This is a genomic window from Pilimelia anulata, assembly GCF_014647895.1.
Classification (GTDB): domain Bacteria; phylum Actinomycetota; class Actinomycetes; order Mycobacteriales; family Micromonosporaceae; genus Pilimelia; species Pilimelia anulata.
Window position 1 is genome coordinate 414,258 of record NZ_BMQB01000002.1, and the last position, 26,989, is coordinate 441,246.

At 76.4% G+C, this 26,989-nt stretch carries 22 protein-coding genes; 12 read left to right on the forward strand and 10 right to left on the reverse strand.

The window, feature by feature from the left end; all coding sequences use genetic code 11:
• Positions 1 to 12 precede the first annotated feature (12 nt).
• Positions 13 to 1,269, forward strand: coding sequence for a M48 family metallopeptidase (locus IEY94_RS23345; protein WP_229783378.1), 1,257 nt, complete (start codon positions 13 to 15; stop codon positions 1,267 to 1,269).
• Positions 1,266 to 2,399, forward strand: coding sequence for a glycosyltransferase family 4 protein (locus tag IEY94_RS23350; protein WP_229783379.1), 1,134 nt, complete (start codon positions 1,266 to 1,268; stop codon positions 2,397 to 2,399). Before IEY94_RS23345 ends, IEY94_RS23350 begins: the two co-directional genes overlap by 4 nt.
• Before the next feature lie 65 nt (positions 2,400 to 2,464).
• On the opposite strand, the gene IEY94_RS06650 is transcribed toward IEY94_RS23350, so the two are convergent.
• The 3 genes from IEY94_RS06650 to IEY94_RS06660 form a co-directional block, all read right to left on the reverse strand.
• Positions 2,465 to 3,160 carry a response regulator transcription factor gene (locus IEY94_RS06650; RefSeq protein ID WP_189113846.1) on the reverse strand — a complete coding sequence of 232 codons (696 nt, stop codon included), beginning with the start codon at positions 3,158 to 3,160 and terminating at the stop codon, positions 2,465 to 2,467.
• Positions 3,161 to 3,166: 6 nt separating this feature from the next.
• Positions 3,167 to 4,900 carry a sensor histidine kinase gene (locus tag IEY94_RS06655; RefSeq protein ID WP_373291227.1) on the reverse strand — a complete coding sequence of 578 codons (1,734 nt, stop codon included), beginning with the start codon at positions 4,898 to 4,900 and terminating at the stop codon, positions 3,167 to 3,169.
• Positions 4,901 to 5,029: 129 nt separating this feature from the next.
• The gene (locus tag IEY94_RS06660) at positions 5,030 to 6,820 is read right to left on the reverse strand and encodes an AMP-dependent synthetase/ligase (RefSeq protein ID WP_189169148.1); all 1,791 of its coding nucleotides are present in this window, start codon (positions 6,818 to 6,820) and stop codon (positions 5,030 to 5,032) included.
• Positions 6,821 to 6,947: 127 nt separating this feature from the next.
• Between IEY94_RS06660 and IEY94_RS06665 the strand changes: the two genes are divergently transcribed.
• From IEY94_RS06665 to IEY94_RS06690, 6 genes are all read left to right on the forward strand, one after another.
• Positions 6,948 to 7,388, forward strand: coding sequence for an SRPBCC family protein (locus IEY94_RS06665; protein ID WP_189169149.1), 441 nt, complete (start codon positions 6,948 to 6,950; stop codon positions 7,386 to 7,388).
• 53 nt (positions 7,389 to 7,441) lie between these two features.
• A complete protein-coding gene (locus IEY94_RS06670; protein ID WP_373291239.1) occupies positions 7,442 to 7,969 on the forward strand; it encodes a hypothetical protein in 528 nt (175 codons plus the stop codon).
• Positions 7,966 to 8,904, forward strand: a complete 939-nt coding sequence (locus tag IEY94_RS06675) for an ROK family glucokinase (RefSeq protein ID WP_189169151.1) — start codon at positions 7,966 to 7,968, stop codon at positions 8,902 to 8,904. The genes IEY94_RS06670 and IEY94_RS06675 overlap by 4 nt, the downstream gene beginning before the upstream one ends.
• Positions 8,905 to 8,951: 47 nt before the next feature.
• Positions 8,952 to 9,611: an endonuclease/exonuclease/phosphatase family protein gene (locus IEY94_RS06680; protein WP_189169375.1), complete on the forward strand. Its 660-nt coding sequence runs from the start codon at positions 8,952 to 8,954 to the stop codon at positions 9,609 to 9,611.
• A gap of 81 nt (positions 9,612 to 9,692) precedes the next feature.
• Positions 9,693 to 11,039 carry a flavin-containing monooxygenase gene (locus IEY94_RS06685; RefSeq protein ID WP_189169152.1) on the forward strand — a complete coding sequence of 449 codons (1,347 nt, stop codon included), beginning with the start codon at positions 9,693 to 9,695 and terminating at the stop codon, positions 11,037 to 11,039.
• The gene (locus IEY94_RS06690) at positions 11,036 to 11,686 is read left to right on the forward strand and encodes an alpha/beta hydrolase (RefSeq protein ID WP_189169153.1); all 651 of its coding nucleotides are present in this window, start codon (positions 11,036 to 11,038) and stop codon (positions 11,684 to 11,686) included. Before IEY94_RS06685 ends, IEY94_RS06690 begins: the two co-directional genes overlap by 4 nt.
• A gap of 126 nt (positions 11,687 to 11,812) precedes the next feature.
• Here the strand turns inward: IEY94_RS06690 and IEY94_RS06695 are convergent, their stop codons facing one another.
• Positions 11,813 to 12,055: a hypothetical protein gene (locus IEY94_RS06695; protein ID WP_189169154.1), complete on the reverse strand. Its 243-nt coding sequence runs from the start codon at positions 12,053 to 12,055 to the stop codon at positions 11,813 to 11,815.
• Between the two features lie 250 nt (positions 12,056 to 12,305).
• On the opposite strand from IEY94_RS06695, the gene IEY94_RS06700 reads away from it, so the two are divergent.
• A complete protein-coding gene (locus tag IEY94_RS06700; protein ID WP_229783416.1) occupies positions 12,306 to 13,484 on the forward strand; it encodes an FAD-dependent monooxygenase in 1,179 nt (392 codons plus the stop codon).
• 19 nt (positions 13,485 to 13,503) lie between these two features.
• Here IEY94_RS06700 and IEY94_RS06705 read toward each other — a convergent pair whose 3' ends face one another.
• Positions 13,504 to 15,189: a bifunctional 3'-5' exonuclease/DNA polymerase gene (locus IEY94_RS06705; RefSeq protein ID WP_189169156.1), complete on the reverse strand. Its 1,686-nt coding sequence runs from the start codon at positions 15,187 to 15,189 to the stop codon at positions 13,504 to 13,506.
• Between the two features lie 332 nt (positions 15,190 to 15,521).
• On the opposite strand from IEY94_RS06705, the gene IEY94_RS06710 reads away from it, so the two are divergent.
• Positions 15,522 to 15,842, forward strand: a complete 321-nt coding sequence (locus IEY94_RS06710; RefSeq protein ID WP_189169157.1) for an STAS domain-containing protein — start codon at positions 15,522 to 15,524, stop codon at positions 15,840 to 15,842.
• A gap of 150 nt (positions 15,843 to 15,992) precedes the next feature.
• On the opposite strand, the gene IEY94_RS06715 is transcribed toward IEY94_RS06710, so the two are convergent.
• Both IEY94_RS06715 and IEY94_RS06720 read right to left on the reverse strand, forming a co-directional pair.
• Entirely contained in the window at positions 15,993 to 16,670 is a 678-nt protein-coding gene (locus tag IEY94_RS06715; protein ID WP_189169158.1) for a cyclase family protein, read from the reverse strand.
• Positions 16,671 to 16,733: 63 nt separating this feature from the next.
• Entirely contained in the window at positions 16,734 to 18,206 is a 1,473-nt protein-coding gene (locus IEY94_RS06720) for a M1 family metallopeptidase (protein ID WP_189169159.1), read from the reverse strand.
• A gap of 181 nt (positions 18,207 to 18,387) precedes the next feature.
• Here IEY94_RS06720 and IEY94_RS06725 point away from each other — a divergent pair, with 181 nt between their 5' ends.
• A complete protein-coding gene (locus tag IEY94_RS06725; protein WP_189169160.1) occupies positions 18,388 to 19,938 on the forward strand; it encodes a hypothetical protein in 1,551 nt (516 codons plus the stop codon).
• Positions 19,939 to 19,984: 46 nt separating this feature from the next.
• Here the strand turns inward: IEY94_RS06725 and IEY94_RS06730 are convergent, their stop codons facing one another.
• Both IEY94_RS06730 and IEY94_RS06735 read right to left on the reverse strand, forming a co-directional pair.
• Positions 19,985 to 21,430, reverse strand: coding sequence for an alpha,alpha-trehalose-phosphate synthase (UDP-forming) (locus tag IEY94_RS06730; RefSeq protein WP_189169161.1), 1,446 nt, complete (start codon positions 21,428 to 21,430; stop codon positions 19,985 to 19,987).
• Between the two features lie 180 nt (positions 21,431 to 21,610).
• Positions 21,611 to 22,381 (reverse strand): DUF308 domain-containing protein, encoded by a 771-nt coding sequence (locus tag IEY94_RS06735; RefSeq protein WP_189169162.1) that lies wholly within the window; start codon positions 22,379 to 22,381, stop codon positions 21,611 to 21,613.
• 200 nt (positions 22,382 to 22,581) lie between these two features.
• On the opposite strand from IEY94_RS06735, the gene IEY94_RS06740 reads away from it, so the two are divergent.
• Positions 22,582 to 23,265, forward strand: coding sequence for a lysophospholipid acyltransferase family protein (locus tag IEY94_RS06740; protein ID WP_189169163.1), 684 nt, complete (start codon positions 22,582 to 22,584; stop codon positions 23,263 to 23,265).
• A gap of 72 nt (positions 23,266 to 23,337) precedes the next feature.
• Here the strand turns inward: IEY94_RS06740 and IEY94_RS06745 are convergent, their stop codons facing one another.
• A complete protein-coding gene (locus IEY94_RS06745; protein WP_189169164.1) occupies positions 23,338 to 26,979 on the reverse strand; it encodes an ATP-binding protein in 3,642 nt (1,213 codons plus the stop codon).
• Positions 26,980 to 26,989 lie beyond the last annotated feature (10 nt).

Consider the following 26,989-nt stretch of genomic DNA (forward strand, 5'->3'; position numbering starts at 1 on the left):
CCGGGAGGTGGAATGACGTCGCGCACATGGGCGGTGCTCACCCTGATCGCACTGGTGGTCGGGCTGGCCCTCGCCGTGGCCCTGCTCACCCCGTGGCACCGCGTGCCCGCCCCGCGGGCCGACCAGCTCGCCGCGCTGCGCGACCTGCCGGCCGACCAGGTCGACCGCGGGCGGGCGTTCGCCGCGGCGCTGCGGCCCGGCCGGTACCTGACGATGGGCCTGGGCCTCGCCGTCGCGCTGGTCCTCGGCCTCACCCCGCTCGGCGCGCACCTGGTCGAGCTGCTGGCCCGCCCGTTCGGCGGCGCCTGGTGGGCCCGGGTGCTGTGCGGCGGGCTCGGCGTCCTGCTGGTCGCCGACGTGGTCACCCTGCCGCTGGCGGCGTGGCGGCAGTCGATCCTGGTCCGGTACGGCATCTCCACCCAGGACTGGGGGAGCTGGCTCGTCGACGTGCTCAAGGGGTACGGCGTCGCCGCCGTCCTCGGCCTGGTGGTGCTGTTCGGCTGGTTCGGCCTGCTCCGGCTCGCCCCGCGCTGGTGGTGGGCGTTCGGCGCCGGCGGCGCGGCCGCGCTGGTGGTGGTCTTCTCGTTCGTGCTGCCGGTGCTCGTCGAGCCGGTCTTCAACCGGTTCACCCCGATGCCGGCCTCGCCGCTGCGCACCGAGCTGATGGCGCTCGCCGAGCGGGACGGCGTCCCGGTCCGGGAGGTGCTGGTCGCCGACGCGTCCCGGCGCACCCGGGCGGTCAACGCGTACGTCTCCGGGCTCGGCCCGACCCGCCGGATCGTCGTCTACGACACCCTGCTGCGCGAGGCCCCGCCGGCCGAGATCGTCGCGGTCGCCGCGCACGAGCTGGGCCACGCCGAGGACCGGGACGTGCTGTCCGCGACCGTCACCGGCGCGCTGGCGGCCGCCGCGGGCGTGGTGCTGCTGTACCTGCTCGGGAGCTGGACCGGGCTGCTGCGCGCGGCGGGCGTGGACGGGCTCGGCGACCCGCGCGCGGTCGGCCTGCTGCTCGCCCTGACCGCCGTCGCGGGGCTGCTGCTCGGGCCGGTGCAGGCGTACGCGTCCCGGCGGATCGAGGCCCGGGCCGACGCGCACGCGCTGGCGCTGACCGGCGACCCGGCGGCGTACGAGGCGATGCAGCGCCGGCTGGCCGGGGTGAACCTGTCCGACCCCGACCCGCCGTACTGGGAGCACGCCCTGTTCGGCAGCCACCCGACGACGGTCGAGCGGATCGCCGCCGCCCGCGCGTACGCCCGGGGGCAGCGGTGAGGACGCTGCTGGTCACCAACGACTTCCCGCCGCGGCCCGGCGGCATCCAGGCGTTCGTGCACCAGCTCGCGCTGCGGCAGCCGCCCGGCGACGTGGTCGTGTACGCGTCGACCTCGCCGGGCGCCGCGGCGTTCGACGCCGCCCAGCCGTTCGACGTGGTCCGCGAGCGCACCGGGATGCTGCTGCCCACCCCGGCGGTGGCCCGGCGGGCGGCGGCGCTGGCCCGGGCCCGCGGCTGCACCGCGGTCTGGTTCGGCGCGGCCGCGCCGCTCGGCCTGCTCGCGCACGGCCTGCGCCGGCGCGCCGGCGTCGCGCGGGCCGTTGCGCTCACCCACGGCCACGAGGTCGGCTGGGCGGCGCTGCCGGGCGCCCGGGCGCTGCTGCGCCGGATCGCCCGCGGCGCGGACGTCGTGACGTACCTCGGCGAGTACACCCGCCGCCGGCTCACCCCGGCCATCGGCGACCTGACCGCCCTGCGCCGGCTCGCCCCCGGCGTGGACGTGGACGTGTTCCACCCCGGCGTGGACGGGGAGGCGGTGCGCCGCCGGCACGGGCTGGCCGACCGGCCCGTCGTGGTGTGCGTGTCCCGGCTGGTCCCGCGCAAGGGGCAGGACGCGCTGATCCGCGCGCTGCCGGCCATCCGCCGCCGGGTGCCGGGTGCGGCGCTGCTGCTGGTCGGCGGCGGCCCGTACCGGCCGGCACTGGCGCGGCTGGCCCGCGAGGCCGGGGTGGCCGCCGACGTGGTGTTCACCGGGGCGGTGCCGTGGGTCGAGCTGCCGGCGCACTACCGGGCCGGCGACGTATACGCGATGCCCTGCCGCACCCGCCGCCGCGGCCTGGACGTGGAGGGGCTGGGGATTGTCTACCTGGAGGCGTCCGCGGTCGGCCTGCCCGTGGTGGCCGGCGACTCCGGCGGCGCCCCGGACGCCGTCCGGGAGGGGGAGACCGGGCACGTGGTGAACGGCCGGGACGTGCCCGCGCTGGCCGACCGGGTCGGCGCGCTGCTGGCCGACCCGCCGCTGGCGGGCAAGCTCGGCGCGGCGGGCCGCGACTGGGTCACCCGGGACTGGACGTGGGACGCCCAGGCCGCCCGCCTGCGCACGCTACTGGCGCGCACCCCGGCGACCTGAGCCGCGGCGGATCCGGGCCCCGCCGCCGGGTCCGGGCCGCGGACCGGCGGCGGGGCCGCGACGCGTCAGAACTTCGGCGCGTCGGGCGCTTCCAGCAGCCCCAGCTTCAGGGCGGTCATCAGGGCCTGGGCCCGGTTGGCGGCGCCCAGCTTCTCGTACAGCTTCGAGATGTGCGTCTTCGCCGTCGACTCACTGACGAAGAGCTGCTTGGCGATGCCGGCCACGCTCATGCCGTCGGCCAGCAGCCGGAGCACCTGGCCCTCGCGCGGGGAGAGCTGCGGGCCGGCCGGGGCCAGCCGCCGCTTCATCGCGTCCGCCAGGTCGGCGGCGGTGAACGCGCTCGGCGCCGACGCCGCGTGCCGGGCCGCGGCCACGACCTCGTCGGCCGGGGCGGTCTTCGGCACGAAGGCGCTCGCCCCTGCCTCCAGCGCGCCGAAGAGCTGGTCGTCGCCGGCGTACATGGTCAGCACCACGATGCCCATGGTCGCGCTGTTCTTGCGGAGCTGCCGGGTCGCCTCCAGGCCGCTGCCGTCGGGCAGGCGCAGATCCATGATCACCACATCGGGCTGCAGGGCGCCGGCCTGCCGGACGCCCTCGGCCGCGGTGGCGGCCTCGCCGACCACCTCGAAGTCCTTGTCCCGCTCGAAAGCGTGGCGCAGACCCTTGCGGATCAGGTCGTGGTCGTCGACCAGGAGGATCTTCGTGCGCGTCCCCGGCGGCGGCCCCGGCGGACCCGCGGGCGGGGTTGGGCTCGTCGTCATGCTCCATTACTCCGTTTCTGCTGCGTTCACGCTATCGCGCACGCTATCGCGTCGGGGCGGAGTTCCTACTACTACCGCAACACTTGTGCCGTTCGGGTCGCGCGGGGTGATCTCCAGGCGCCCCCGTACGCGATTCGTCCGCTCCCGCATGATGGTCAGTCCGTACCGGCCGTCGGGGCGGCGCTCCGGCAGCCCCTTGCCGTCATCGGCGATCTCGATCCGCGCGTACGGCGGATCAACCTCGCAGGTCACCCAGAGGTTGCTCGCGGCGGCGTGTTTGCGCGCGTTCGTGATGGCCTCCTGGCCGATCCGCAGCAGCTCGGCCTCCGTCGCCGCGGGGAGGCGGTTGGTCGATTCGTCGAGGGACAGGTGCACCCGCAGGCCGGCCGACGCGCCCACGGTCCGGGCGTACTCCGCCAGCGCCGCCGCGAGGCCCCCGTGCCGGTCCACCTCGCTGCGCAGCTCGAACAGGCTCAACCGTAGCTCGGTGATCACCCGGGTGACCTCGCCGCGCAGCATCCGCAGGGTGTCGGCGGTGTCGTCGCTGTTCGGGCCCTCCGGGAGCGTCGCCAGGGCGTTGTCGATGCCGTACCCGACGATCACCAGCTCCTGCGCCACCCCGTCGTGGATCTCCCGGGCCAGCCGCTGCCGCTCCTCGTTCGTCGCGATCGACCGGACCTCGTCGAACAGCAGCGCCGCCTCCAGCCGCAGCGCGGCCGGCGCGGTGATCGCGGTGACCCGGTCGACGACGTCGCTCGGGTACGCCCCCGACACCGCCGCCTCGATCACCATCAGGCCGACCGTCCGGACGCCGGCGATCAGCGGGACGATCAGCGCCGAGACGTCGCCGCCGGCGTGCGAGCGGGTCTGCGACCGGGCGGAGGTCTGCGGCTGCTGGCTCGCCCACGCCTCGGCCAGCGCCGAGTCGGAGTCGATCGTGGCCTCCCACTCGGCCCGGTCCACCCCGGACTCGGTGAGCACGACCAGCCGGCCGCCGCCGCTCGCGGTGAGCACGGCGGCCCGGTCGGTGCGGGCGACGTTCTTGACGTCGTCGAGCATGTGCTCGGCGATGCTGCCGGGGTCCAGCGTGGCGCCGGGGAGCTGCCGGGCGACGCTGCGGAGCTGGGTGAGCAGCCGGGTCGCCTCCTCGTACGGGGCCGGCTGCGGCGGGGCCGGCGGCTCCGGCGGGGTGCGCCCGGCGGCCACGGTCACGGCCGCGCCGGCCAGCGCGGCCAGCACGATGCCCTCGACGGCGGCGGCGAGGAACCAGCGGTCGCCGAGCAGCCGGCCGCCGTCCAGCGGGGTCAGCGCCCCGGCCAGGCCGAGGGCCAGGACCGCGGTGCCGAGCAGCGCCGCGGTCTCCCGGGTCCGGCCCAGCCGGGCGGCGGTCGAGACGGGCAGGCACAGGTACGGCAGCAGCAGCGCCGCCGCGAACCCCGCGCCCGGCGGCTCGGCCAGCAGTGACTGCCCGGCGAAGCCGGTGGCGGCGAACGCGACGATCAGCACCTCGGCGAACCGGCCGAGCGTGCCGAGCGGCTCCCGGTCCGGGACCACCGCCAGCGCGCCGCAGCCGGCCAGCAGGAGCAGCCAGATCAGCTCGCCGACGTCGGTGACCGCCCAGCCGAGGGCGGTGATCAACAGTAGGAGGACCAGCCGGGCCACGATGGGCAGGGCCGCGCCGGTGGGCGCCCCCGCCGCAGCGGTCGACGGCCGGTCACCGGGGCCGGGAAGTACGCGCACCCGTCGATCGTAGACGGCCGGGTGGTCGCTGCCGCGCACGTGCGGTCGCGCGCCGCGCCGCCCGGCCGCCGCCCGGCCCGTGCCCGGCCGCGCCCGGCGCCCGGGTCGCGCGCCCGCCGGGCGGCGGGGTCAGCGGCGGTACAGGGCGTCGACCTCGTCGGCGTACCGCTCCAGGACCAGGTTGCGCTTGACCTTCAGCGACGGGGTCAGCTCCCCGCCGGCCTCGGTGAAGTCGCGGGGCAGCACCCGGAACGTGCGGATCGACTCGGCCTGGGAGACCGTGGCGTTGACCGCGTCGATGGCCTCCTGCAGCGCGGCCCGCAGGGCCGCGTCCTCGCGCAGCTCGGCCACCGGCGTGCCCTCGGGCCGGCCGGCGGACCGCAGCCACGCCGGCAGCGCCTGCTCGTCGAGGGTGACCAGGGCCGAGATGAACGGCCGCCCGTCGCCGACGACGAGGCACTGGCTGACCAGCGCGTGCGCCCGCAGGCCGTCCTCCAGCGGGGCCGGGGCGACGTTCTTGCCGCCGGCCGTCACGATGATCTCCTTTTTCCGGCCGGTGATCCGCAGGTACCCGTCGGCGTCCAGGCCGCCCAGGTCGCCGGTGTGCAGCCAGCCGTCCGCCGACTTCGCCGCGGCGGTCGCCTCCGGGTTGTTCCAGTAGCCGCGGAACACGATCTCGCCGCCGATCAGGATCTCCCCGTCGTCGGCGATCCGGACGCCCACGCCGGGCAGCGGCCGGCCGACCGTGCCGATCCGGGTCGCCGCCGGCAGGTTCACCGAGGCCGCCGGGGAGGTCTCGGTCAGGCCGTACCCCTCGTAGATGGTCACGCCGACGCCGCGGAAGAAGTGGGCCAGCCGGGCGCCCAGCGGCGCGCCGCCGGACATCGCCGCGGTGCACCGGCCGCCCAGCGCGGCCCGCAGCTTGCCGTACACCAGCTTGTCGAACAGGGCGTGCTCGAGCCTGAGGACCGGGCCGGGGCCGCCGCGGTCGCGGGCCTCGCTGTACGCCACCGCCACCTTCTCGGCCCGGCCGAAGATCGCCGACTTGCCCTCGTCGGCGGCCTTCTGGGTGGCGGTGTTGTACACCTTCTCGAACACCCGCGGCACCGACAGCAGGAACGTCGGCCGGAAGTCGCGCATCGTCGCGGCCAGGTTCAGCAGGTCGGCCGTGTGGCCGAGCTGCGCCCGGGACTGGATGGCGCCGACCTGGATCAGCCGGGCGAACGCGTGCGCCAGCGGCAGGAACAGCAGCGTCCGCGCGTTCTCGTCGAACGTGCCGACCAGCAGCGGCAGGGCGTTGGCGATGTCGGCGTACATGTTGCGGTGGGTCAGCTCGCAGCCCTTGGGCCGCCCGGTGGTGCCGCTGGTGTAGATGATCGTGGCGAGGTCGTCCACGCCGGCCGCCGCCCGCCGCTCGTCCACCGCCCCGGCGGGCGTGTCGGCGCCGCGCCCGGCCAGCGCGACCAGGTCGCCGCCGTCGATCCGCCACACGTCGCGCAGGGCCGGCAGCGCGCCCCGGTCGACCAGGTCGGCGTGCGCGTCGGTCTCCACCACGCAGGCCACCGCGCCGGAGTCGCCGAGGATCCAGCCGACCTGGTCGGCGCTGGACGTCTCGTAGATCGGCACGGTCACCGCGCCGACCGCCCACAGCGCGTAGTCCACCAGCGTCCACTCGTACCGCGTGCGGCTCATCAGCCCCACCCGGTCGCCCGCCGCGACGCCGGCGGCGATCAGGCCGCGGGCCAGCGTCACGACGTCGGCGTGGAACTGGGCGCAGGTCACCGGCGTCCAGCCGCCGGCGGCGGCCGGGCGCAGGAGCTGCGGGTGGTCGGGGTACGCCTCGGCGTGCCGCCACACCGCGTCGGTCAGGTGCTCGTCGGGCCGGAACTCCACCAGCGGCGGAACGACGTACTCGCGCATGGGCCACCTCTCTGCCGGGCGTCCGACCTCGCGTACGCCCCCGACCGCGAGACTTCGCCTACCCCATCGGCGACGCCTGCCCCGACGGTAGCCGGATTCTGCCCCCGCTCGGGGTAGCCTGCCCAGCATGGCGGACTCCTCGACACAGACAATTCAGATCGCCGCCCCGGCGGAGCGGGTCACGAAGATCATCTGCGACTTCGCCGCGTACCCCCAGTGGGTCGGCGCGATGAAGCGGGCCGAGGTGCTCAGCGAGTACGAGGACGGCTACCCGCACGAGGTCCGGTTCGCGGTCGACGCGGGCATGGTCGCCGATGAGTACACCCTGGTGTACGAGTACGCCGAGGACCTGTCCCGGATCGAGTGGCACCTGGCCGCGCCGTCGGCGGTGCAGAAGAAGCAGACCGGCTCGTACGACATCGCCGCCCACCCGGACGGGACGACCAGCGTAACGTACACGCTCGCGGTCGACCTGGCGATGCCGATGCTGTCGATGTTCAAGGCCAAGGCCGAGCGCAAGATCCTGGACACCGCCCTGCGCGAGCTGAAGCGGCGGGCCGAGGCGTGAACGACTCCGCCGTCCGGCACGAGGCGCACCGGCTGGTCGCGACCGCGCTGGCGATGGTGGCCACCGCGGCCCAGCGGGTCGACGGGCTGGCCGAGGGCAACGCCTGCTGCGTCTGCCCGCTGTGCCGGGCGATCGCCGCGCTGCGCGACCCGAGCCCGGAGTTCGCCGAGCGGGTCGCGGGCGGCGCGGCGGACTTCGCGGCCGGGGTGACGAGCCTGCTGCGCAGCCTCGCCGACGCCGCGGACGCGGCGGGCGCGGACGCGGCGGGGGCCGGAGCGGCGGCGGGCGGTGCCGGCAGCGGCGGCGCGGGCGCGGCGCGGGGCGGGCGCGGCGCCGACGACGTCTGGCGCGCCGCCACCCGCCCCGACCCCGAATCACCGGCCGCCGCGGGCCCGGCCGGTACCGACCCGGCCCCGGCCGGCGCCGACCCGGCCGCCGCCGCGGGAGCCACCGATTCCCCGCCCGCCGCCGCTGCCCGCGGCACGGCGAACGGCAGCGGGGCGCCGGCGCGCAAGCCGATGGCGAAGAAGGCCGTGCGCAAGCCGATCCGCCGCCCGAGCGACCCCGGGCCCGCCGCGTGAGCCTCGCGATCGGCATCGACATCGGCGGTACCAAGATCGCCGCCGGCGTCGTCGACACCGCCGGCCGGCTGGTCGCGCGGCACCGCGCCCCCACCAGCACCGACGACCCGGACAAGCTGCGCGCGCAGGTCATCGACATCGCCGCCACGCTCGCCGCCGACCACCCGGTCACCGCGGTCGGCATCGGCGCCGCCGGCTGGATCGACGCGGACCGGTCCGTCGTCCGGTTCGGGCCGCACCTGCCCTGGCGGGACGAGCCGCTGCGGGACGCCGTCGCCGCCGCCCTCGGCCTGCCCGTCGTGGTGGAGAACGACGCGAACGTGGCCGCCTGGGCCGAGTACCGGTTCGGTGCCGGCGACGGCGACAGCATGGTCCTGCTCACCGTCGGCACCGGCGTCGGCGGCGGCCTCGTGCTGGACGGGCGGCTGTACCGCGGCGCCCACGGCATCGCCGCCGAACTGGGCCACGTCCGGGTGGTCCCGGAGGGGCGGGAGTGCCCGTGCGGCCGGCGCGGCTGCCTGGAGCGGTACGTCAGCGGCGGCGCCCTGGTCGCCGCCGCCCGGGCCGGCGCCACCGCCGAGCCCGACCGGGCCGCCGAGCTGCTGCGCCGGGCCGACGGCGCCGCCGCGGCGATCACCGGCCCGATGGTGACCGCGGCCGCGCTCGCCGACGACGACGTCGCCCGGGCGGCGTTCGCCGAGGTCGGCCACTGGCTCGGCCTGGCCTGCGCGGACCTGACCCAGGTCCTCGACCCCGGCCTGTTCGTCATCGGCGGCGGTGTGGTCGAGGCCGGCGACCTGCTGCTCGGCCCGGCCCGGGACGCGTACGCGGCGCAGCTCGGCCGGCGGGCGCAGTACCCGACGGCGCCCATCCGGGCCGCCGTCGCGGGCAACGACGCGGGGGTGATCGGCGCCGCGGACCTGGCCCGCGGCTGACCAGCGCGCACGGGAGGCGAGTCGTGTCCGGTACCGGGATCACCGTCATGTCGTACAACGTGCACACCCAGCGCGACGACCTCGCCGCGCTGGCCGCCACCGTCCGGGCGGTGGCGCCGGACGTCCTCATCATCCAGGAGGGGCCGCGGCGCTGGCGCTGGCGGACCAAGTGCGCCGCGCTCGCCCGCCGGGTCGGGATGGTCGTCGGCGGGGGCGGCCTGGACTCGCTGGGCAACGTCGTGCTGACCGGCCTGCGGGTCCGGGTGCGGGCGACCCGGTGCGTCCGGTACCCGCTCACGCCCGGCCGGCACCTGCGCGGCGCCTGCTTCGCCGAGTGCAGCGTCGGCGCGGCCCGGTTCACCGTCGCCGGCACCCACCTGTCCACCGACCCGGCCGAGCGGCCGGCCCAGGCCCGGCACTTCCTGCGCGCGGCCCGCGCCGTCGACACCCCGCTGATCGTCGGCGCCGACCTCAACGACGACCCGGGCGGGCCGGCGCACGCGCTGCTCACCGAGCGGTACGCCGACACCGCCGCCCGGGCCGGCGACGAGCGGCCCACGTACCCGGCCGCCGGCGCCACCCGCCGGATCGACGTGCTGCTGACCGACGACCGGCCGGCGCTGCTGCGGTACGCGGTCGTCGACACCCCGGACAGCCGGCGGGCCAGCGACCACTTCCCGATCGTGGCGACCTACGACCTGGCCTGACCCGGGCGCTGGACAGGCCGCGGCGGCGTCGGGACAATCCTCTGTGCACCGGCGCCGGCGCGGCGCCCACGAGGAGGACCGGTGAACAACGAGTCCGCGGTCGCCGACCGCGGTGGCGCGGTCTGCGTCGTCGGGGCGGGAGCCGCCGGCCTGGCCGCCGTGAAGAACCTGCGCGAGCACGGCTTCGACGTCGACTGCTACGAGCGGGAGACCGGCGTCGGCGGGCTGTGGAACTGGCGGCACGAGCGCAGCCCCGTCACGGCCGCCACGCACCTCATCTCGTCCCGGCCGATGACCGAGTTCCCCGACTTCCCGATGCCCGACCACTGGCCGGACTACCCGCACCACCGGCAGGCCCGGGAGTACCTGGAGCGGTACGCCACCCACTTCGAGCTGTCCCGCGACATCTGGTTCGGCACCGAGGTCACCTGGGTCAACCCCACGCCCGACCTGCGCTGGGACGTCACCACCGCCAGCACCGGCGGGGACGCGCCGGGCCGGGTCACCCGGTACGACGCCCTGGTGGTCGCCAACGGCCACCACTGGCACCCGGTCCGCCCGCACTACCCCGGCCAGGACGGCTACCCCGGCCGGGTGCTGCACGCCGGCGAGTGCAAGGAGCCGGACCGGCTGCGCGGCCTGCGCGTCCTCGTCGTCGGCGGCGGCAACAGCGCCGCCGACCTCGCCGTCGCGCTGGCCGGGCAGGCGGCGGCGTGCTGGTACTCGACCCGGCGCGGCTACTGGCTGTACCCCAAGTACCTGCACGGCCGCCCGGTCGACCAGGCCGGTGCCCGGCTGCGCGCCGCGCCGTTGCCGCGCCGCTGGCGGCAGCGGATCGCCGCCCGGATCCTGCACCGCGCGGTCGGCCCGCCCGAGCGGTACGGGCTGCCCCGCCCCGACCACCCGCCGCTGGCCGCCCACCCGACCGTGAACAGCCAGCTCCCGCACCACATCGGCCACGGCCTGATCACCCCGGTGCCGGACATCGAGCGGTTCGACGGGAAGGTCGTCCACCTGACCGACGGCCGCACCATCGACCCCGAGGTGGTCGTGCTGGCCACCGGCTACCGGCCCCGGTACGACTTCCTGCCCGGCAGCCTGCTCGGCGACGACGAGCGCCCGCGCCTCGGCCTGCACGTCTTCGCCCCCGAGCAGCCCACCCTCGCCGTCGTCGGGCTGCCGCAGACCGCCGGCGGGATGTGGCCCGGCATGCACTGGCAGAGCGTCGCCGTCGCCCGCTGGCTGCGGCTGTGGCACGCCGACCCGGTCCGCGCCGCGGCCGTCCGGCCGACGCTGTTCGCCGCCGGGGACTTCGCCGCGCCCACCGTGGACACCCCGCGGCACCACGCCGAGGTCGACCCGCACCGGTACCTGCTCGCCCTCCAGGCCCTGCTCGACCGCATGGCCGCCCCGGCGGCCGCCCGATGACCGGCCGCCCGGTCACCGGCCGCACCCGGCTGGTCCGGACCGGCGAGTGGGCCGACCCGGTACCGCCGCACGACCGCGACCTCGCCCACCGCGCCCCGCCCACCGCCGCCCCCGACCGGCCGCCGCTGCTCTGCCTGCCCGACCGCGGCCACGGCGCCGAGAGCTTCGCCGCCCGCTGGCTCGACCACGCGGCCGGGCGCGGCTACCCGGCGTACGCGCTCACCCCGCGCTCGCCCCGGCTGGCCGACGCGCGCGGCCTGCGGGTGCATGTGCACGACGCGGTCCAGGCGGCGGCGGGGCTGCCGCGCCGGGCGGTGCTGTTCGGGTACGGGCAGGGGGCGGTGGTGGCCCGGTACGCGCTCGCCCGGTATCCGGCGGCGGCCGCGGTGCTGCTCGCGCCGGCGCCGGTCGGCCGCTGGCGGCGGTGGCGGCTGGGCCCGCCGGAGGCGGTCGCCGGCCGGCCGGCGGTACTGGTCGCGGGCTGCCCGGACGACCCGGGCGCGTCGGCGGCGGGGCTGGCCGCGGCGGCGGGGGAGTACGGCCACGGCCCGCTGCTGTTCCCGGGGCGCAGCGCGGGCCTGCTGACGAGCGACGCGGGCCTGACGGCCCTGGACGCCATCCTCGACTGGCTCGACCACCACCGCTGACCCGGCGCGAGCGCCGTCCGCGGCGGCGGTCGCGGCGTCAGGCCACCCCGTGAGCCCGCGATCCGGTACCGGGTGTCATGCCGATCCTCGGGAGTCGGGCGACGGGATGCGCCCGCTGCTGTCGAATCAGCCGCTTCGGCGGGTGCCGTACTGGCGAGGGCTCTGCACCGTTCCGGAACGGCCGTGGACGCGGCTTGCGGCACCCCCGGCGCGGTTGGGGGTCGCCTTGCCCTTGGACCGACGTGCCGCCCGGTTCTCGAAGGGCTGGGGCTGATCCTCGGCTCCCGCCTCGGCGTCAGCGGTGGGATCGGCGTCGCCGACAGGGTCGGTCATCGGTGTCTCCTCGTGCCGTTCGGGATCGGACTCCACGCCGCGGATCCTCGGGCGCGACCGCCGCGGTAAGCAGAGGGTAACGCAGACCACCCCAGCCGGGCCGACTGCTCGGCAGCCGATCCCGCCATGGCCGAACCAGCGATGGTGCAGCGTCGAGCCCCATTGCGGCAGATCCCGAGGAGTGGGCCCCCGGTGCCGGCCGGTGGCTGCGGTTCGCGGCCGTACGATCGTGGCAGTGAGCCGGTCGGGTGAGCGGGGGCGTACGTTGAGCAGCATCAGGGTGTTGGTGTCGGGGGCGAGCATCGCGGGGCCGGCACTGGCCCACTGGCTGCGTCGGCGGGGGGCCGAGGTGACCGTGGTGGAGCGGGCACCGGAGCTGCGCCCCGGCGGGCAGGCGGTGGACGCGCGCGGGGTGGCCAGGGAGGTCATCGGCCGGATGGGCCTGGACGCGGCCGTCCGCGCGGCGTGCACCGACACCGCCGGCGCGTACACCGTGGACGTGGACGGGAACGTGCTGGAGACCCACCGCGCGGACGACCACGGCGGCGACGGGTACATCGCGGAGATCGAGATCCTGCGCGGGGACCTGTCGCGGGTGCTGTACGACGACACCCGCGACGGCGTCGAGTACGTCTTCGGCGACCGGATCGCCCAGCTCACCCCGGACACCGACGGGGTCGACGTGGCATTCGCCGGCGGCGACCGGCGGCGCTTCGACCTGGTTGTCGGGGCCGACGGGCTGCACTCGGCGCTGCGCGCGATGGTCTTCGGGCCGCATGACCGGTTCGTCCGCCGCCTCGGGCGGATGATGGCCTTCTACACCGTGCCCAACGAGTTCGGGCTGGACCGCTGGCTGATCGACCATCAGGACTCGGGGACCGGGCGCTCCGCCGGGCTGCGGCCCCTCCGGGACGCCACGCGGGCGATGGCCATGTTCTCGTTCCCGGCCGCCGGCCTCGATGTCGACCACCGCGACATCGCGGCCCAGAAGCGCCTGCTGCGCGAGCAGATGAACGACATGGGCTGGTTGACCCCGCGCCTCCTCGCCCACCTGGACGACACCCCGGACTTCTACCTGGACCAGGTTGCGCAGGTGGTGATGGAGCGCTGGTCGTGCGGCCGGGTCGGGCTGCTCGGGGACGCGGCGTTCAGCTCCTCGCCGCTGTCCGGGCAGGGCACCGGCCTGGCCCTGGTCGGCGCCTACCTGCTGGCCGGCGAGCTGGCCGCCGCCGGCTGGGATCCGGCGGCCGGGTTCGCCGCCCACGAACGGCGGATGCGCCCGTTCGTCGAGGCCAACCAGGAGATCGGCCGGCTGCACGCCCGCAGCCTCGACGTCGCGGGGCCGGAAGCCGCGCCCGATCCGCAGGAGTGGCCCGCCGACCTGATCGACCGCGCGATCAACGGCATCGAGCTGCCCGACTACCCGGGCGTGCCGGACTCCGCGACCCCAGCGGACCGCCGGTGACCCGATCGTTTCGAGCCGGTCAGTGCGTGGCGTCGGCGTAGCAGTCGACGACCCTGGCGTCGGTCGGGAACCGTACCGGCGTCGCGCCGAACAGCAACCCGGCCGCCTGCCGCCCGGCGGCCGACATCGCCGCGGTGACCGCCGCTGCTTCGTCGGCCGGGCAGTGCACGACGACCTCGTCGTGCTGGAAGAACACCAGCCGGGCCCGCATGCCCCACAACGCCGTACGCAGCGTGGCCAGCAGCGTCAGCGCCCACTCCGCGGCCGTGGCCTGGACGACGAAGTTGCGGGTGAACCGGCCCCGGGCCCGCGCCCGCGAGCGCGCGGCAGCACCGTCGGACTCCGACCCGACCGGACCCACCGGCTCGCCCGGGCCCCCGTCGAGCAGGTCCCGCGCGTCGGCCGACGGCGGCGGGCAGGTCCGCCCGAGCCAGGAGCGGACCAGGCCACCGGCCTCCCCGGTGCGCGCCGCGGCCTCCAGGAACTCCCACGCCACCGGATAGCCATGGCGCAGCGCGGCCAGCGCCGGTACCGCGGCCCCGCCGGTCTGGCCGTACATCGCTCCCAGCAGCGCCACCTTCGCCCTCGCCCGGTCCCCGCCGAACGCCCCGTCGGCGAGGGCGGCGTACAGGTCGCCGGACGCGCCCGCCGCGGCCAGCCGCTCGTCGCCGGAGATCGCGGCGAGGACCCGCGGCTCCAACTGCCCCGCGTCGGCCACGACCAGCCTCCAGCCGGGGTCGGCGACCACCGCCCGGCGGATCACCCGCGGGATCTGGAGCGCTCCACCGCCGCGGGTGGCCCACCGGCCCGAGACCACCCCGGCCGGTACGTACTCCGGCCGGAACCGGCCGTCGCGCACCCACGCGTCCAGCCACGACCAGCCGTGCGCCGTCCAGATCCGGTACCGCTCCTTGAAGTCCAGCAGCAGCGGCACCGCCGGGTGGTCGACGCCGCGCAGGACCCACGACCGCGTGTTGGCCACGGGGATACCGGCGCGCGCGAACGCGCGCACCACCTCGGCCGGCCGCTCCGGGTGCAGCGCACGCACCCCGAACGCCGCGGCGATCCGGGCACTCAGCTCGACCAGCCGGGCCGGCGGCCCGCCCACCGGCGACGGCGCGCCGAGCAGCTCCACCAACAGGTCGCGGTGCACGTCGGCCCGCCAGGGCAGCCCCTCGTGGCCCATCTCCGCGGCCACCAGCGCACCCGCCGACTCCGCGGCCGCCAGCAGCCGCAGCCGGCCCGGCTCCGGCCCGGCGGCCAGCCGGGCGACCTGGTCGCCGTACCCGGCAACGACGTCCGGCAAGGACCCGGCCACCGCGGGCGTGAACAGGGCCCCCTGCCCGCCACCCGGCGGCTCGGCCGCCCTGGCCGGCGGGTCGGCCGGTGCCGGGCGGCCGTCGCGCCGGGCCACCACCGCGGCGGCCGAACGCGGCTCGCCCCACCGGCCCGCGCACGCCAGCAGCAACCCCTCGACCAACTCCACATCGTGACAGCGGCCCACCCGGACACCGGCCCGCAGCAGCCCCGGGGCCACACCGGCGGCCGACGCCCACAGCCAGCGCGGCGCCGCGCGCGCCTCCCACTCCGCGACCGCCGCCGCGAGATCGGACACGGCAGCCGGCGACTCGGCAACGGCTCCGTCGGGCCCCAGCGGACACAGCTCACCGCCGCCGGAACCGTCGGGCGCCACCGCGATCAACACCCCACGATCATCCCCGCCGGGTACGACACCGCCGACCCCACGAAACGAGGAGGACCAGCGCCCGCAGTCTCGGCTTCTCCGCTCCGGGCGGGGCACCGTGCCGGCGGCGGCTCCACAGCACCCCGCGAAGCGTGAGCGGACTCACCGGAATGGCCGTTCGTGATGTTTGCCCCGTGCAACGCCGGTGCCGTAACGTTTTGGCTATCTGTTGAGTACGGGGAGTAACCCCACATCATCCCGTCAGCGCGTAGAACTGCGGCACGGGACTGCATGAGTCGCCGCCATCCAGGGCGACAGGGGTGCGACCCGGGCGCGTACCGGGGGTAGTAGCGATGGCGGCCTTCACCCTGATCCGACTCGGCGAGGCGGCCCTGATCTGGGCCGACCGTCCGCTGGACGGCGCCGCGGGTCCACAGCTCGACACCGCCCTACAGAACTTGCTCGACGAGGACGTGTCCACCCTCGTCATCGACCTCCTCCGGGTCTCTTCCCTGGACGCCGCCGCTGTGGAGGCGCTCGGAGAGGCCGCCGAGGACGCCGGCCACCTCGACCTCGCGATGCACTTGCGCCTCCCCGGCGGCCGGCACGCGGTGGTCCGGGAGAAGGCCGGGTTGCGGCAGGCGATCAACCAGGTGTACCCCTGCTTGGCGTGAGGACGCGCCGACGCGGCCGGCCGTCGACCCGCACGGTACCGGCGCGCCGGCCGCACCCGACCCCCACACGCGCGTCACGACCCGGGCCCCGGCCACGAGAACCGCTGGAGCGTGCGGCGTGCGCCCGACCCACCGCGTCGGTCGGGTGGCTCAGGGGAGGACGGCGTGGGCGCGGACCGGGAAGGTGCCCATGCCCGCCACCGCGACCGGGGCCGCCGTGAAGCGGAAGTCCCGCTCCGGCAGGGCCGCCAGGTTGGTCAGGTGCTCGACCACCGGGATGCCCGCGCCGAGCAGGACCGTGTGCGCCGGGCGGGTCCGGTCGGCCAGGTCGTCGATGTTCACCGAGTCGATGCCCACCAGCGCCGGCCGCCGCGCCACCAGCCAGGCCGTCGCCGCCGCGGTCAGGTACGGGTGGTCCGGCGCGCCGTACCCGTCCGTGCCCCAGTGCCGGTCCCAGCCCGTCCGGATCAGCACCGCCCGCCCGGCGATCGCGTCCTCGACCGCGGCGAACGCCGCCGGCGTCACCGCCCGGTCCCCGGTCGCCGACACGGTGAGGCCGGGCAGGTCGGCGAGCGCGGCCACCGGTACCGCGGCCAGGTCGGCGCCGTCGGCGTACCGGTGGAACGGCACGTCGACGTACGTGCCGGTGTTGGCGACCATGGAGATCCGGCCGATCTGGAACTCCGTCCCGGCCGGGTACACCTCCCGCGCCGCCGCCCGGGACAGGTGGTCGGTGATCTCCGGCCCCGGCAGCCCCGGGTGCGTGGTCATGCCCGCGCGGACGGGATGCGACAGGTCCACCACCGTGCGCCGCTGTTCGCTGCTCATCCACCCTCCCGACGCCGGAGCCACCACCACGGGCCGAGGCTACCGGCCGAAACGCGCCGACGGTCAGAAGTGGCGGTGGGTCGCCTCGCGGTGGGCGAACGCCGCGACGTACTCCGCCGCCCGCCGCGCCTGCTCCGCCGTCGGGGTGCGGCGCGGCGGCGCCGGCGGCTTGGCCGTGCTGTACAGCCAGTTGCGGAAGAACGCCGCCAGGTCCTTGCCGGACACCTCGGTGGCCAGCGCGATCAGGTCGGCGCTGGTGGCGTTGGCGTCCTTCTTCCGCTTCGCCCACTCGCGCAGCAGCGTGGAGAACGCGTCCTCGCCGATCGTCCGGCGCAGCGCGTGCAGGGTCATCGCGCCCTTGGTGTACACCGAGGAGCCGAACAGCCCGGCGACCTTCGGGTCGCCGGTGGCCGGGGACCAGTGGTCGGCGCTGGTCGGCTGCCGGTAGTACTGGTCGAACACCGCGTCCGCCGTGGTCCCGCCGTGCGCCTCGGCCCACATCCACTCCGCGTACGTGGCGAAGCCCTCGTTGAGCCAGATGTCCTTCCAGTCGTGCAGGGCGACGCTGTCGCCGTACCACTGGTGGGCGTTCTCGTGCACGACGACGGACAGGTCGTTGGCGCTGCCGGCGTACACCGGCCGGGTCTGGATCTCCAGCGCGAACGACAGGCCGGGGACGTTGCCGCCGGCGATGCCGCCCAGCGAGCCGAACGGGTACGGCCCGAACCGCTCGGCCAGGAAGTCCACCACCTCGGGCGTGCGGCGCAGCCCGGCCGACGGGGCGCCCTTGCTGGCCAGGACGACCGGCTTGCCCTTGTGGTCGCTCACGGTCAGGGTGAAGTCGCCCGCCGTGGCCGTGGTGAGGTACGTGGCCATCGGGCTCTCCTCGGCGTACCGGAAGGTGGTCCACCCGTCCGGCCCGACCTCGGTGCCCTTCGGCACGCCGTTGGCGATCGCGGTCTTGCCCTTCGGCACGGTGATCGCGAACGTGAACGTCGCCTTGTCGCGCGGGTGGTCGTTGCACGGGAACCAGGACGCCGCGCCCTCGGGCTGCCCGGTCACCACCACGCCGTCGCTCGTGCGGAACCAGCCGGACTTGCCGGTGTGCGGCATGTCGTACAGCTTCGGCACCCCGTGGTACCGCACCACCGTGGTGAAGGTCACCCCGCTGGCCAGGGCGGCGGCCGGCGTGACGGTCAGCTCGGCGCCGGTCCGGCTCGACCGCGCCTCCCGGCCGTCCACGGTGACCCCGTCGACGGTCAGGCCGTACAGGTCGAGGTTGAACGCCGACAGGTCCTGCGTCGCCCGGGCGGTGATCGTCGCGGTCGCGGTCAGGTTGTCGGTGGCCGTGTCGTACCGGGTGACCAGGTCGTAGTGGGCGACGTCGTAGCCGCCGTTGCCGTACCCCGGGTAGTAGGAGTCGCCGATGCCGGCGGCGCCCGGGCCGGGCCGGCGCGGGCCGGCGGCGGCCGGCGTGGCGGCGACCGCGGCGAGCAGGACGGCGGCGAGCAGGGCGGTGGGGCGCGGGCGGCGCATCGGGACCTCCGGTGGGTGATGACATCGGTACCGGCCGATCGGATCCTAGGGCCCGCGCCCGGCCGGCGGTAGTGCCGCGGCCGGTCCGGGCGCGCCGGCTCCCGAATCGTCCGATGCGCGCCAAGTCACGGCATGGGAAGCGGCGGCCGGTGCCCCGGCGGGTCCGGCTAGCGTGGCGCCCGTGACCACACCCTCCCTCGCGCGCCGCGCGCTGGCCGCCCTCGCCGGCCTCGCCGCGGCCCTCGCCCCCATCGGTAGCGCCCCGGCGGCCCCGCCCGCCGGCGGCTCCCTCGTCGGCGTGCTCACCGACCACGCGGGCACGCCCACCACCGGCCTGCGGATCTACGCCTTCCCGGAGCGGGATCCGCAGAACTACACCGGCCGCAGCTTCGTCGGCGCCGACGGCGCGTTCGCCGTCACCGACCTGCCGGCCGGCCGGTACAAGCTGATGATCGCTACCGGGTACGGCGTGTCCTGGTCCGACGGGCAGGTCAGCTTCGACGCCGCGACCGCGTACCCGGTGACCGCCGGCGCCGACACCCGGGCCGCCGCCCGGCTGCCCGAGCTGGCCACGGTGGAGGGCATCCTGGCCGACCGCCAGCAGCGCCCGGTCCCGGGCGCCACGGTCACCCTGCTGGACCCGGTGGCCACGTCGCTGACCTCGTCGTTCCCGGCGGCCGGCAGCACCGACGCGCTCGGCCGGTACGCGGTGCGGGCGATCCCCGTGCCGTACCGGGTGCAGTACCGGATCGACCGGCTCACCCAGTACCACCCGCGGCAGGGCGACCCGGCGAAGGCCAGGGTGCACCCGCTCGCGGCCGGGCAGCGGCTCACCCTGGACGAGCGGCTGCTCCAGCACGGCACGGTCGGCGGCCGGCTGCTCGCCGCCGGCGGCGGCCCGGCCCGCTCCGTCGAGGTGCAGTTGCGCGCCGACCGCACGCTGGTCGGCACCGCGCACACCGACGCCGACGGCCGGTACGAGCTGGGCCGCGTCTACACCGGCTCGTACCGCGTGTCGTTCCACTCGCCGACCACCGGCGTCCAGTGGGCGCCCGGCCGGATCGCCGCGGACAGGGCCAAGGGGTACACCGTCCGCGACGGCCAGCGCACCACTGTGGACGACACCCTGCTCACGCCGGGCGCGCTGCGCGGCCGGGTCCGGCTCGCCGACGGCGGCGACGCGGCCGGCGCGCCGGTGGAGCTGTACCGGGAGGGCGACGACGCCCCCGGCGCGGCCAACTTCATCCTGGTCCAGCGGACCCGCACCGACGCCGCCGGCGGGTACCGGTTCGACCCGGCCGTACCGGGCCGCTACTACCTCGCGTTCCCGCGCGGCGAGCGCGGCAGCCAGCTCCAGTGGGCGCCGCGCGGCACCGCCGCCCCGGCCGCGCCGAGCGCGGTGGTCCAGCCGGGCAGCACCACCACCGTGGACGAGCGGCTGCTGCCGATCGGCACGGTCACCGGCGCGCTGGCGTACGCCGACGGCCGCCCGGCCCGGCTGACCACGGTCCGGGTGCACGACGAGCAGAACGCCGTCCGCGCCACCGTGTACGCCGACGGCGACGGCCGGTTCACCGTCGACGCGCTGTTCCCCGGCCGGTACAAGCTGAGCTTCCAGCGGGGCGCCGGACCGGTCCAGTGGGCCGTCGGCAAGGCCACCGCCGAGGAGGCCGACTGGGTCGCCGTCGAGCCCGGCCGCACGGCCACCGTCCGCGACACCCTGCGCGGCTGACCGCGGTGCCCGGGTACGGCACTGCCGTACCCGGGCACCGGCCGGCTCAGACCGCCGCCACCGGCCCGGCCACCTGCGCCGCCCGGACCGCGCCGACCGCCGCCGGCGGGCCCGGCACCAGCGCGTCCAGGAACGCGCCCGCCCACGCCTGCAGGTCGTGCCCGGCGACCTGCGCCCGCAGCCCGGCCATCCGCCGCCGCCGCTCGTCGGCGCCGGCCCGGATCGCGCTGACCACCGTCCGCTTCAGCCCGGCCGTGTCGTGCGGGTTGACCAGGTACGCGTCGGCCAGCTCGGCCGCCGCCCCGGCGAACTCGCTCAGCACCAGCGCGCCGCCGCCGTCGGTGCGCGCGGCGACGAACTCCTTGGCCACCAGGTTCATCCCGTCCCGCAGCGGGGTGACCAGCATGACGTCGGCCGCCCGGTACAGCGCCGTCACCTCGACCCGGTCCAGCGGCCGGCTCAGGTAGTGGATCCGGGCGGCGCCGACCCGGCCGTACGCGCCGTTGATCCGCCCGACCTCGCGCTCGACCCGCTCGCGCAGCCGCTCGTAGTGCTCGACCCGCTCCCGGCTCGGCACGGTGACCTGCACGAACGTCGTGTCCGGCGAGGTGAGCACGCCGTCGGCGACCAGTTCCCGGTACGCCTTCAGCCGGTGCTCGATGCCCTTGGTGTAGTCCATCCGGTCCACGCTGAGCAGCAGCGTCCCCGGCTCGTGCAGGTCCCGGCGGATCTGCGCGGCCCGCTCGACCACCTCGGGCCGGTCGGCCAGCGCCTGCACCGCGGGCACGTCCACCGACACCGGGAACACGCCGGTCCGGACCCGCCGCCCGTCCACGGTCAGCGCGCCGACGCCGGAGTCCAGCCCGCACGCGTCGGCGACGGCGAGCCGGAAGTTGCGCACGGACCGCTCCCGCTGGAACCCGATCAGGTCCGCGCCGAGCAGCCCGTGCAGCAGCTCGGCGCGCCGGGGCAGCCGCATGAACAGCTCCGGCGGCGGGAACGGGATGTGCAGGAAGAAGCCGATCGTCAGGTCCGGCCGGCGCTCGCGCAGCAGCCCCGGTACGAGCTGCAGGTGGTAGTCCTGCACCCAGACCACGGCGTTCGGCTCGGCCACCTCGGCGGTCAGCTCGGCGAACCGCCGGTTCACCCGCTGGTACGCCTCCCACCAGCGCCGGTGGTGCGCGGGGTGCTCGACGGCGTCGTGGTACAGCGGCCACAGGGTCGCGTTGGCGTACCCCTCGTAGTGGTTGCGGAAGTCCTCCTCGGTCAGCGGCACCGGGCGGACCCGCAGCCCGCGGGTGTCCGGCGGGTCGGGGAGCGGCCCGGTGTGCCCGGACCAGCCGACCCAGGTCACCGGCGAGTCGCGCAGCCCGGCATGGCGGGGGGCGACGAGCACGCCGGTGCTGTGCTGCCAGTCGAACGCGCCCTCGGGGGCGACGGCCTCGTCGAACGGTAGCCGGTTGGTGACGACCACCAGGGATCTGCGCTGCACGCGTGCCTCCGTACCGGTCGGCGGCCGCGCGGCGGGGCACCCCCCGGCACCCCGTTCCACGGCCGTTGGTAACCCGAGGTTAGCGAGTCGTCACCGATAGCGCCGGTGCCCGGCGGCACCCTCACCACCACCGCGCTCCGTCCACAAGCCAGCCACCGGTGTGGGGTGGGGAGGCGCGGGTCAGACGACGGCGCCGTCGTCGGGGTCGCGGGGGTCGTCGTCGGTGCCCGCGCGGAGGCGGCTGATCAGGGTGCCGGCGCCCAGCAGGAGCAGGCCCACGCCGATGACCGTGGTGATCAGATCGTCCACCACCGGCAGGACGTTCGGGGCCAGGAACAGCACGAAGCCCACCACGATCGCCGCCACCGCCGCGACCGTGTACTTCGACACCCGGGGCAGCGGCGGGGGCGGCGGGGGCACGTACCGCTCGTCGGCGTCCTCGTCCGGCAGCCCGGCGCCGAACGTGTCGAACGCGTCCAGCAGCGTCGGCTCCTGCGGCTCCCGGCTGTACGGGCCCAGGTCGATCCGGCTGCGCGGCGGCGGCTCCTCCTCGATCGGCCGGACCGGCCGCGGGTCGTGCGGGGTGTCCGCCGAGAGGTGGTACCCGGCGACGATATCGGCGAAGGCCGCGTCGATCTCCGCCCGGCTCGCCCCGTCGCCCGGCGTCTGTACGGTCGCCTCGTTCGTCGGCTCGCCCGCGAACGCCCGCAGCCGGTCGTGGGCCGCGGCCACCCGGGCGTGGTCGACGTACAGCCGGTCGGCCGGCGGGCGCCCGGCCGGGACGGTCGGGTCGTCCGCGCGCGGGGACTGGAGGTACGCCGCGATGCCGGCCGCGGCCAGCAGATCGAGGACGCGCTCGCCCAGGCGTGGATCGACATCCGCCGCCGCGGTGTACGCGGTGGCGATCAGCCCGTTGTCCCGCCGCCCGTGCCGGGCCTCACCCGCAGCCACCTGTGCCTCCCCGCACGCCGTTGCCTCGCCGTCGCCATGGTGACACGCCGACCCCGTCCGACGGGAGTGCGTTGTCCGGTACCGAACAACATCCGTAGGCTAAAACTTAGTCCCGGTTGCGCGCAGGGGCGACCCTCGCGTCGGCGGCCCGATCGGCGGTGCGTGCACACCCATGTCGGGGGAAGCGGAAAGGGACGTCGGTGCTGTACTGGTTGCTCAAGTATGTCCTGCTGGGGCCGCTGCTGCGGCTGATCTTCCTGCCCCGGGTGGAGGGTCGGGCACACATTCCGGCCGCGGGGGCGGCGATCCTGGCCAGCAACCACCTCTCCTTCTCCGACTCGATCTTCCTGCCGCTGGTCGTGCCCCGGAAGGTCACGTTCGTGGCGAAGTCGGAGTACTTCACCGGCCGTGGGCTGAAAGGGTGGCTGACGAGAATGTTCTTCGTCAGCACGGGCACGATCCCGGTCGATCGCTCGGGCGGCCGGGCGGCCCGGGCGGCGCTGGACACCCAGCTCCGGATCCTGCGCGCCGGGGGAGTGGCCGGCATCTATCCGGAGGGCACCCGCTCGCCGGACGGGCGGCTGTACCGGGGCAAGACCGGGGTGGCCCGGCTGGCGCTGGAGAGCGGGGCGCCGGTGATCCCGGTGGCGATGCTGAACCTCGACCGGATCCAGCCGCCGGGGCGGCTGGTCCCGCGGCTGGGCCGGGTCCGGATGCGGTTCGGGCCGCCGCTGGACTTCGCCCGGTACGCCGGGCGGCTCGGCGACCGGGCGGTGGAGCGGGCGGTCACCGACGAGATCATGTACGAGCTGATGCGGCTGTCCGGCCGCGAGTACGTCGACACGTACGCCCAGCAGGTCAAGGCCGCCGCCGCCACCGCCTGACCCGCCGCGCCGCCGGCCGGCGGACCGCGCCCCCGGACCGGCTGCCCCGGACCGCCACCCGGCGGGCGGGGGTCAGGCCGCGTGGGTGGAGCCATTGGGGTCGCCCGGCGTGGCCAGCCGGACGAAGCCCGGCGCCCGGTTCCGGGCCGCGAACGCCGCCACCTCCGCCCGCGCCTGCCGGTGCATCTCCGGCTCGCCGGCCTGCGCGTGCGCCCGGGCGGCCAGCGCCAGCGCCAGCATCCGGTCGGTGGCGTCCGAGATGCCGTCGAAGATCTTCGCCGCCTCCCCGTACGCCGCGCCGGCCCCGGCGTGGTCGCCGTCGTGCGCGGCCAGCGCCCCGGCCACCACCCGCTCCGCGGCGTCGATCCACGGCGTGCGGTACCCGTTGGCGGCCAGCATGCCGCGGACCGCGACCGCCGCCTCCCGGCCGGCCAGCGCGGCGGCCAGCGCCGCCGCCGGCACCCACTCGCCGCTGGCCATGACCCGCTGCGGGGCGAACGCGGCGATCAGCTCGTCGAGCAGCGCCCGCGCCTCGCCGCGGCGGCCCTGCAGCGCCCGGCACAGCGCGCCCAGCGCGACGGCGGTCCAGTGTGGTCGGTGGAAGCCGCAGTCGCGGCCCAGCGCCAGCAGCGGGGCCACGTCGTCGGGGCCCTCGCGCGGGCCGTCGCGCAGCACCCGCAGGAACGCCCGGCTGCCCCGGACCTTGAGGTCCCAGCCCTCGGCCGGGGTGTCGATGAACGCGTCCGCGGCGGTCAGCATCCGGTCCACGTCGCCGTCGAAGAAGCCGCGCATGGACTCGCCCGAGTAGTTCGTGGTCAGGCCCTGGCCGAGGCTCTCGGGCGAGTCGGTCTCGGCGAGCAGCTTCTCCGACTGCACCCAGTCGCCGTGCTCGCGCAGCGCGTGGGCGAGGTTCTGGGCGGCCCGCCGGGTGGCGATCAGGCCGTGCCGCCGGCAGAACTCGTGCACGGCGTGCAGCTCCGCCAGCCCGCGCGGGTCGCCCTCGTGGAACCGGGCGCTGCCCACGGTCACCCGGGCGTTGGCCCGCACCTCCATCAGCCCGAGCCGCTCGGCGATCTCCTGCGCCGCCTCCGCGCTGGCCAGCGCCGGCGCCTGCTCGTAGTTGAGCATGTGCAGGCGGCCCAGCTCGGCGTACGCGGCGGCCTTCTCGGCGCTGTCCGGGAGCTGCTCGAACAGCTCCACCGCCCGGTCCAGGTGGGCCAGCGCGCCGGCCCGGTCGGTGCGCATGACGGCGGCCTGGCCGAGCAGCGTCCAGGCCCGGGCCGAGCCGGCCTGGTCCTCGCACCCGCGCAGGGCGGCGGCCAGGCCGGTGAGCCGGGCCACGCCGCCGCCGGCGAGGAACGCGGTGCCGTCCAGGTAGAAGCTCAGCTCGTCGTTGAGCAGCTCGAGCTGGAGCCGGCCGAGGCTGTCCGGCTCGTCGCCGTACAGGCCCAGGGCCCGGGCCGCGTGGTCGGCGGCCACGTCGACCACGTTGAGCGCGTACGCCCGCCGGGCCGCCCGGTGCAGCGCGTCGCGGGTCTTGCGGATCAGCGCCGCCGGGTCCTGGCCCAGCGAGGTGGCGATCTCGTACGCCGCCCACCGGTGCCGCCCCAACACCTCGGCCAGGTCGGTGTCCCGGCTGCGGGACAGCCCCTCCAGCCAGTCCGCGGTCCGCTCGTGCCGGGCCATCCGCTCGGTCCGCGGCAGCCGCCGGTAGCAGACGTCGCGGACCAGCACGTGCCGGAACCGGTACGCGCCCTGACCGGCCATCGTGGAGCCGATCTGCTCGTACACGAAGTCGCGCTGCTCCAGCCGGCGCAGCGCCCGCTCGACGGCGTCGACCGGGTGGCCCATGGCGGCGGCGACCGCGCCCGGCCAGAACTCCATCCCGACCACGGACGCGGCCAGCAGGACGGTCCGGTCGCCGGGGTCGAGCAGGTCGAGCCGGTTGGCGATGACGGCGTGCACGCTGTCCGGCATCGGCAGGTCCCGGGTGGTGTCCAGGCTCCAGCCGCGGCCGGACTGGCGCAGGGCGCCGCGCTCGATGAGCATCCGGACGTACTCCTGGGCGTACAGCGGGTTGCCGTCGGCCAGCTCCACCAGCGGGCGCAGCATCTCGCTGGCGAACACCGCCTGCCCGAACAGCGAGGCGTACAGCGAGGCGATCGCCGTGTCCCGCAGCGGCGGCAGGGTGATCGTCAGCGAGCCGGGGATGGTGCCCGCCCAGCCCGGCTCGCGGTCGATCAGCTCGGGCCGGGCGGTGCCGAGCAGCAGCAGCGGGATGTCCCGGGCGGCGGCGCCGAGCAGCTCGACGAAGCGCAGCATCGCCTGGTCGGCGCAGTGCAGGTCCTCGATCACCAGGACGGTCGGCCGGCGCCGGGCCATCGCGGTGAGGAACCGCCGCCAGGCCGACTCGGCCTCCTCCTGCGGCAGCTTCGGGCCGGGCAGGCCGACCAGCGGGCGCAGGGCGTCGGTCAGCCGGTCCGCCTCCGCCCGGACCGAGGCGTCCGCCGCCGGGCCGGGGTCGGCCGGCGCGGCCGCCAGCAGCACCGTCACCGCGCCGGACAGCCGGGCGTCGGCGGTCGCCGCGTCGTCGGTGTCCAGGATGCCGGCCTCGGCCTTGACGATGTCGGCCAGCGCGGCGAACGTGACGTTCTCGCCGAACGGCGGGCAGCGGCCGGTCCGCCAGGTGATCGGCTCGTCGAGCAGCCGGTCGCTGTGCCGGTACAGCTCGCGGACCAGCCGGCTCTTGCCGATCCCGGCGTGCCCGAAGATCGTCACGAGCTGCGGCATCCGCTCGCGCAGCGCCCGGTGCAGCGCGTTGACCAGCAGGTTCAGCTCGTGGTCCCGGTCGATCATCGGGGTCGGGTCGGGCTCCTGGTCGGGCAGCCGCCGCTGGACCGCGGCCAGCGCCAGCCACACCTCCGTCGGCGTGGACCGGCCGCGCAGGGTCACCGGGGCCTGCTGGGCGTACCGGATCTCGTCCTGGGTCAGCGCGTACGTCGTGCCGCACACCAGCACCCCGCCCGGCGGCGCGACCGACTGCATCCGGGAGGCGGTGTTCACCACGTCCCCGGCGACGATGGCCTGGCCGCCGTCGCGGGCGGCGAGCACGTCCACCAGCGCCTCGCCGGTGGCCACGCCGACCCGGAAGCGCAGGTCGTCGCGGCCCTCGGGGGCGTACCGGGCGAGCGTGCGCTGGAGGTCCAGCCCGGCCCGCACGCAGCGCAGCGCGTCGGCCTCGGTGGCCACCGGGGCGCCGAACAGCGCCATCACCGCGTCGCCGATGTACTTCTCCACCACCCCGCCGTACCGGATGATCACCTCGCGGGCGGCGGAGAAGAAGCCGGTCTGCAGGTGCCGGACCTGCTCCGGGTCGGCCTGCTCCACGTACGGCGTGAAGTCGATCAGGTCGACGAACTGGACGCTGATCCGCCGCCGGTCCTCCAGCGTGGCGCGCGCGGGCGCCGGCTCCGGCCGGGCGGTGCGGGCCGCGCCGCAGCGGGTGCAGTAGGCACCCTCGGGGGGCAGGCTGACCCCGCAGCCCCCGCAGGCGGCGGTGAGTTCGGCGCCGCAGCCGCCGCAGAACCGGTCCTCGGGTGCGGTGACGCGGCTACACCTCGGGCACTGGCCGATGACGCGTCCTCCATGCGAAGGGGGTGGTCCACCCGCTGCCCACCCGGCGCGCGGTGGTGGTGGCGGCGGAGCCGGAGGCATGTCGATATAG

What these genes read in the sequence shown, in the direction of transcription:
- IEY94_RS23345 (WP_229783378.1), top strand. Translation starts at nt 13, where the DNA reads ATGACGTCGCGCACATGGGCGGTGCTCACCCTGATCGCACTGGTGGTC.
- IEY94_RS06650 (WP_189113846.1), bottom strand. Translation starts at nt 3,160, where the DNA reads ATGACGACGAGCCCAACCCCGCCCGCGGGTCCGCCGGGGCCGCCGCCG.
- IEY94_RS06660 (WP_189169148.1), bottom strand. Translation starts at nt 6,820, where the DNA reads ATGCGCGAGTACGTCGTTCCGCCGCTGGTGGAGTTCCGGCCCGACGAG.
- IEY94_RS06665 (WP_189169149.1), top strand. Translation starts at nt 6,948, where the DNA reads ATGGCGGACTCCTCGACACAGACAATTCAGATCGCCGCCCCGGCGGAG.
- IEY94_RS06670 (WP_373291239.1), top strand. Translation starts at nt 7,442, where the DNA reads ATGGTGGCCACCGCGGCCCAGCGGGTCGACGGGCTGGCCGAGGGCAAC.
- IEY94_RS06680 (WP_189169375.1), top strand. Translation starts at nt 8,952, where the DNA reads ATGTCGTACAACGTGCACACCCAGCGCGACGACCTCGCCGCGCTGGCC.
- IEY94_RS06690 (WP_189169153.1), top strand. Translation starts at nt 11,036, where the DNA reads ATGACCGGCCGCCCGGTCACCGGCCGCACCCGGCTGGTCCGGACCGGC.
- IEY94_RS06710 (WP_189169157.1), top strand. Translation starts at nt 15,522, where the DNA reads ATGGCGGCCTTCACCCTGATCCGACTCGGCGAGGCGGCCCTGATCTGG.
- IEY94_RS06715 (WP_189169158.1), bottom strand. Translation starts at nt 16,670, where the DNA reads ATGAGCAGCGAACAGCGGCGCACGGTGGTGGACCTGTCGCATCCCGTC.
- IEY94_RS06720 (WP_189169159.1), bottom strand. Translation starts at nt 18,206, where the DNA reads ATGCGCCGCCCGCGCCCCACCGCCCTGCTCGCCGCCGTCCTGCTCGCC.
- IEY94_RS06745 (WP_189169164.1), bottom strand. Translation starts at nt 26,979, where the DNA reads ATGCCTCCGGCTCCGCCGCCACCACCACCGCGCGCCGGGTGGGCAGCG.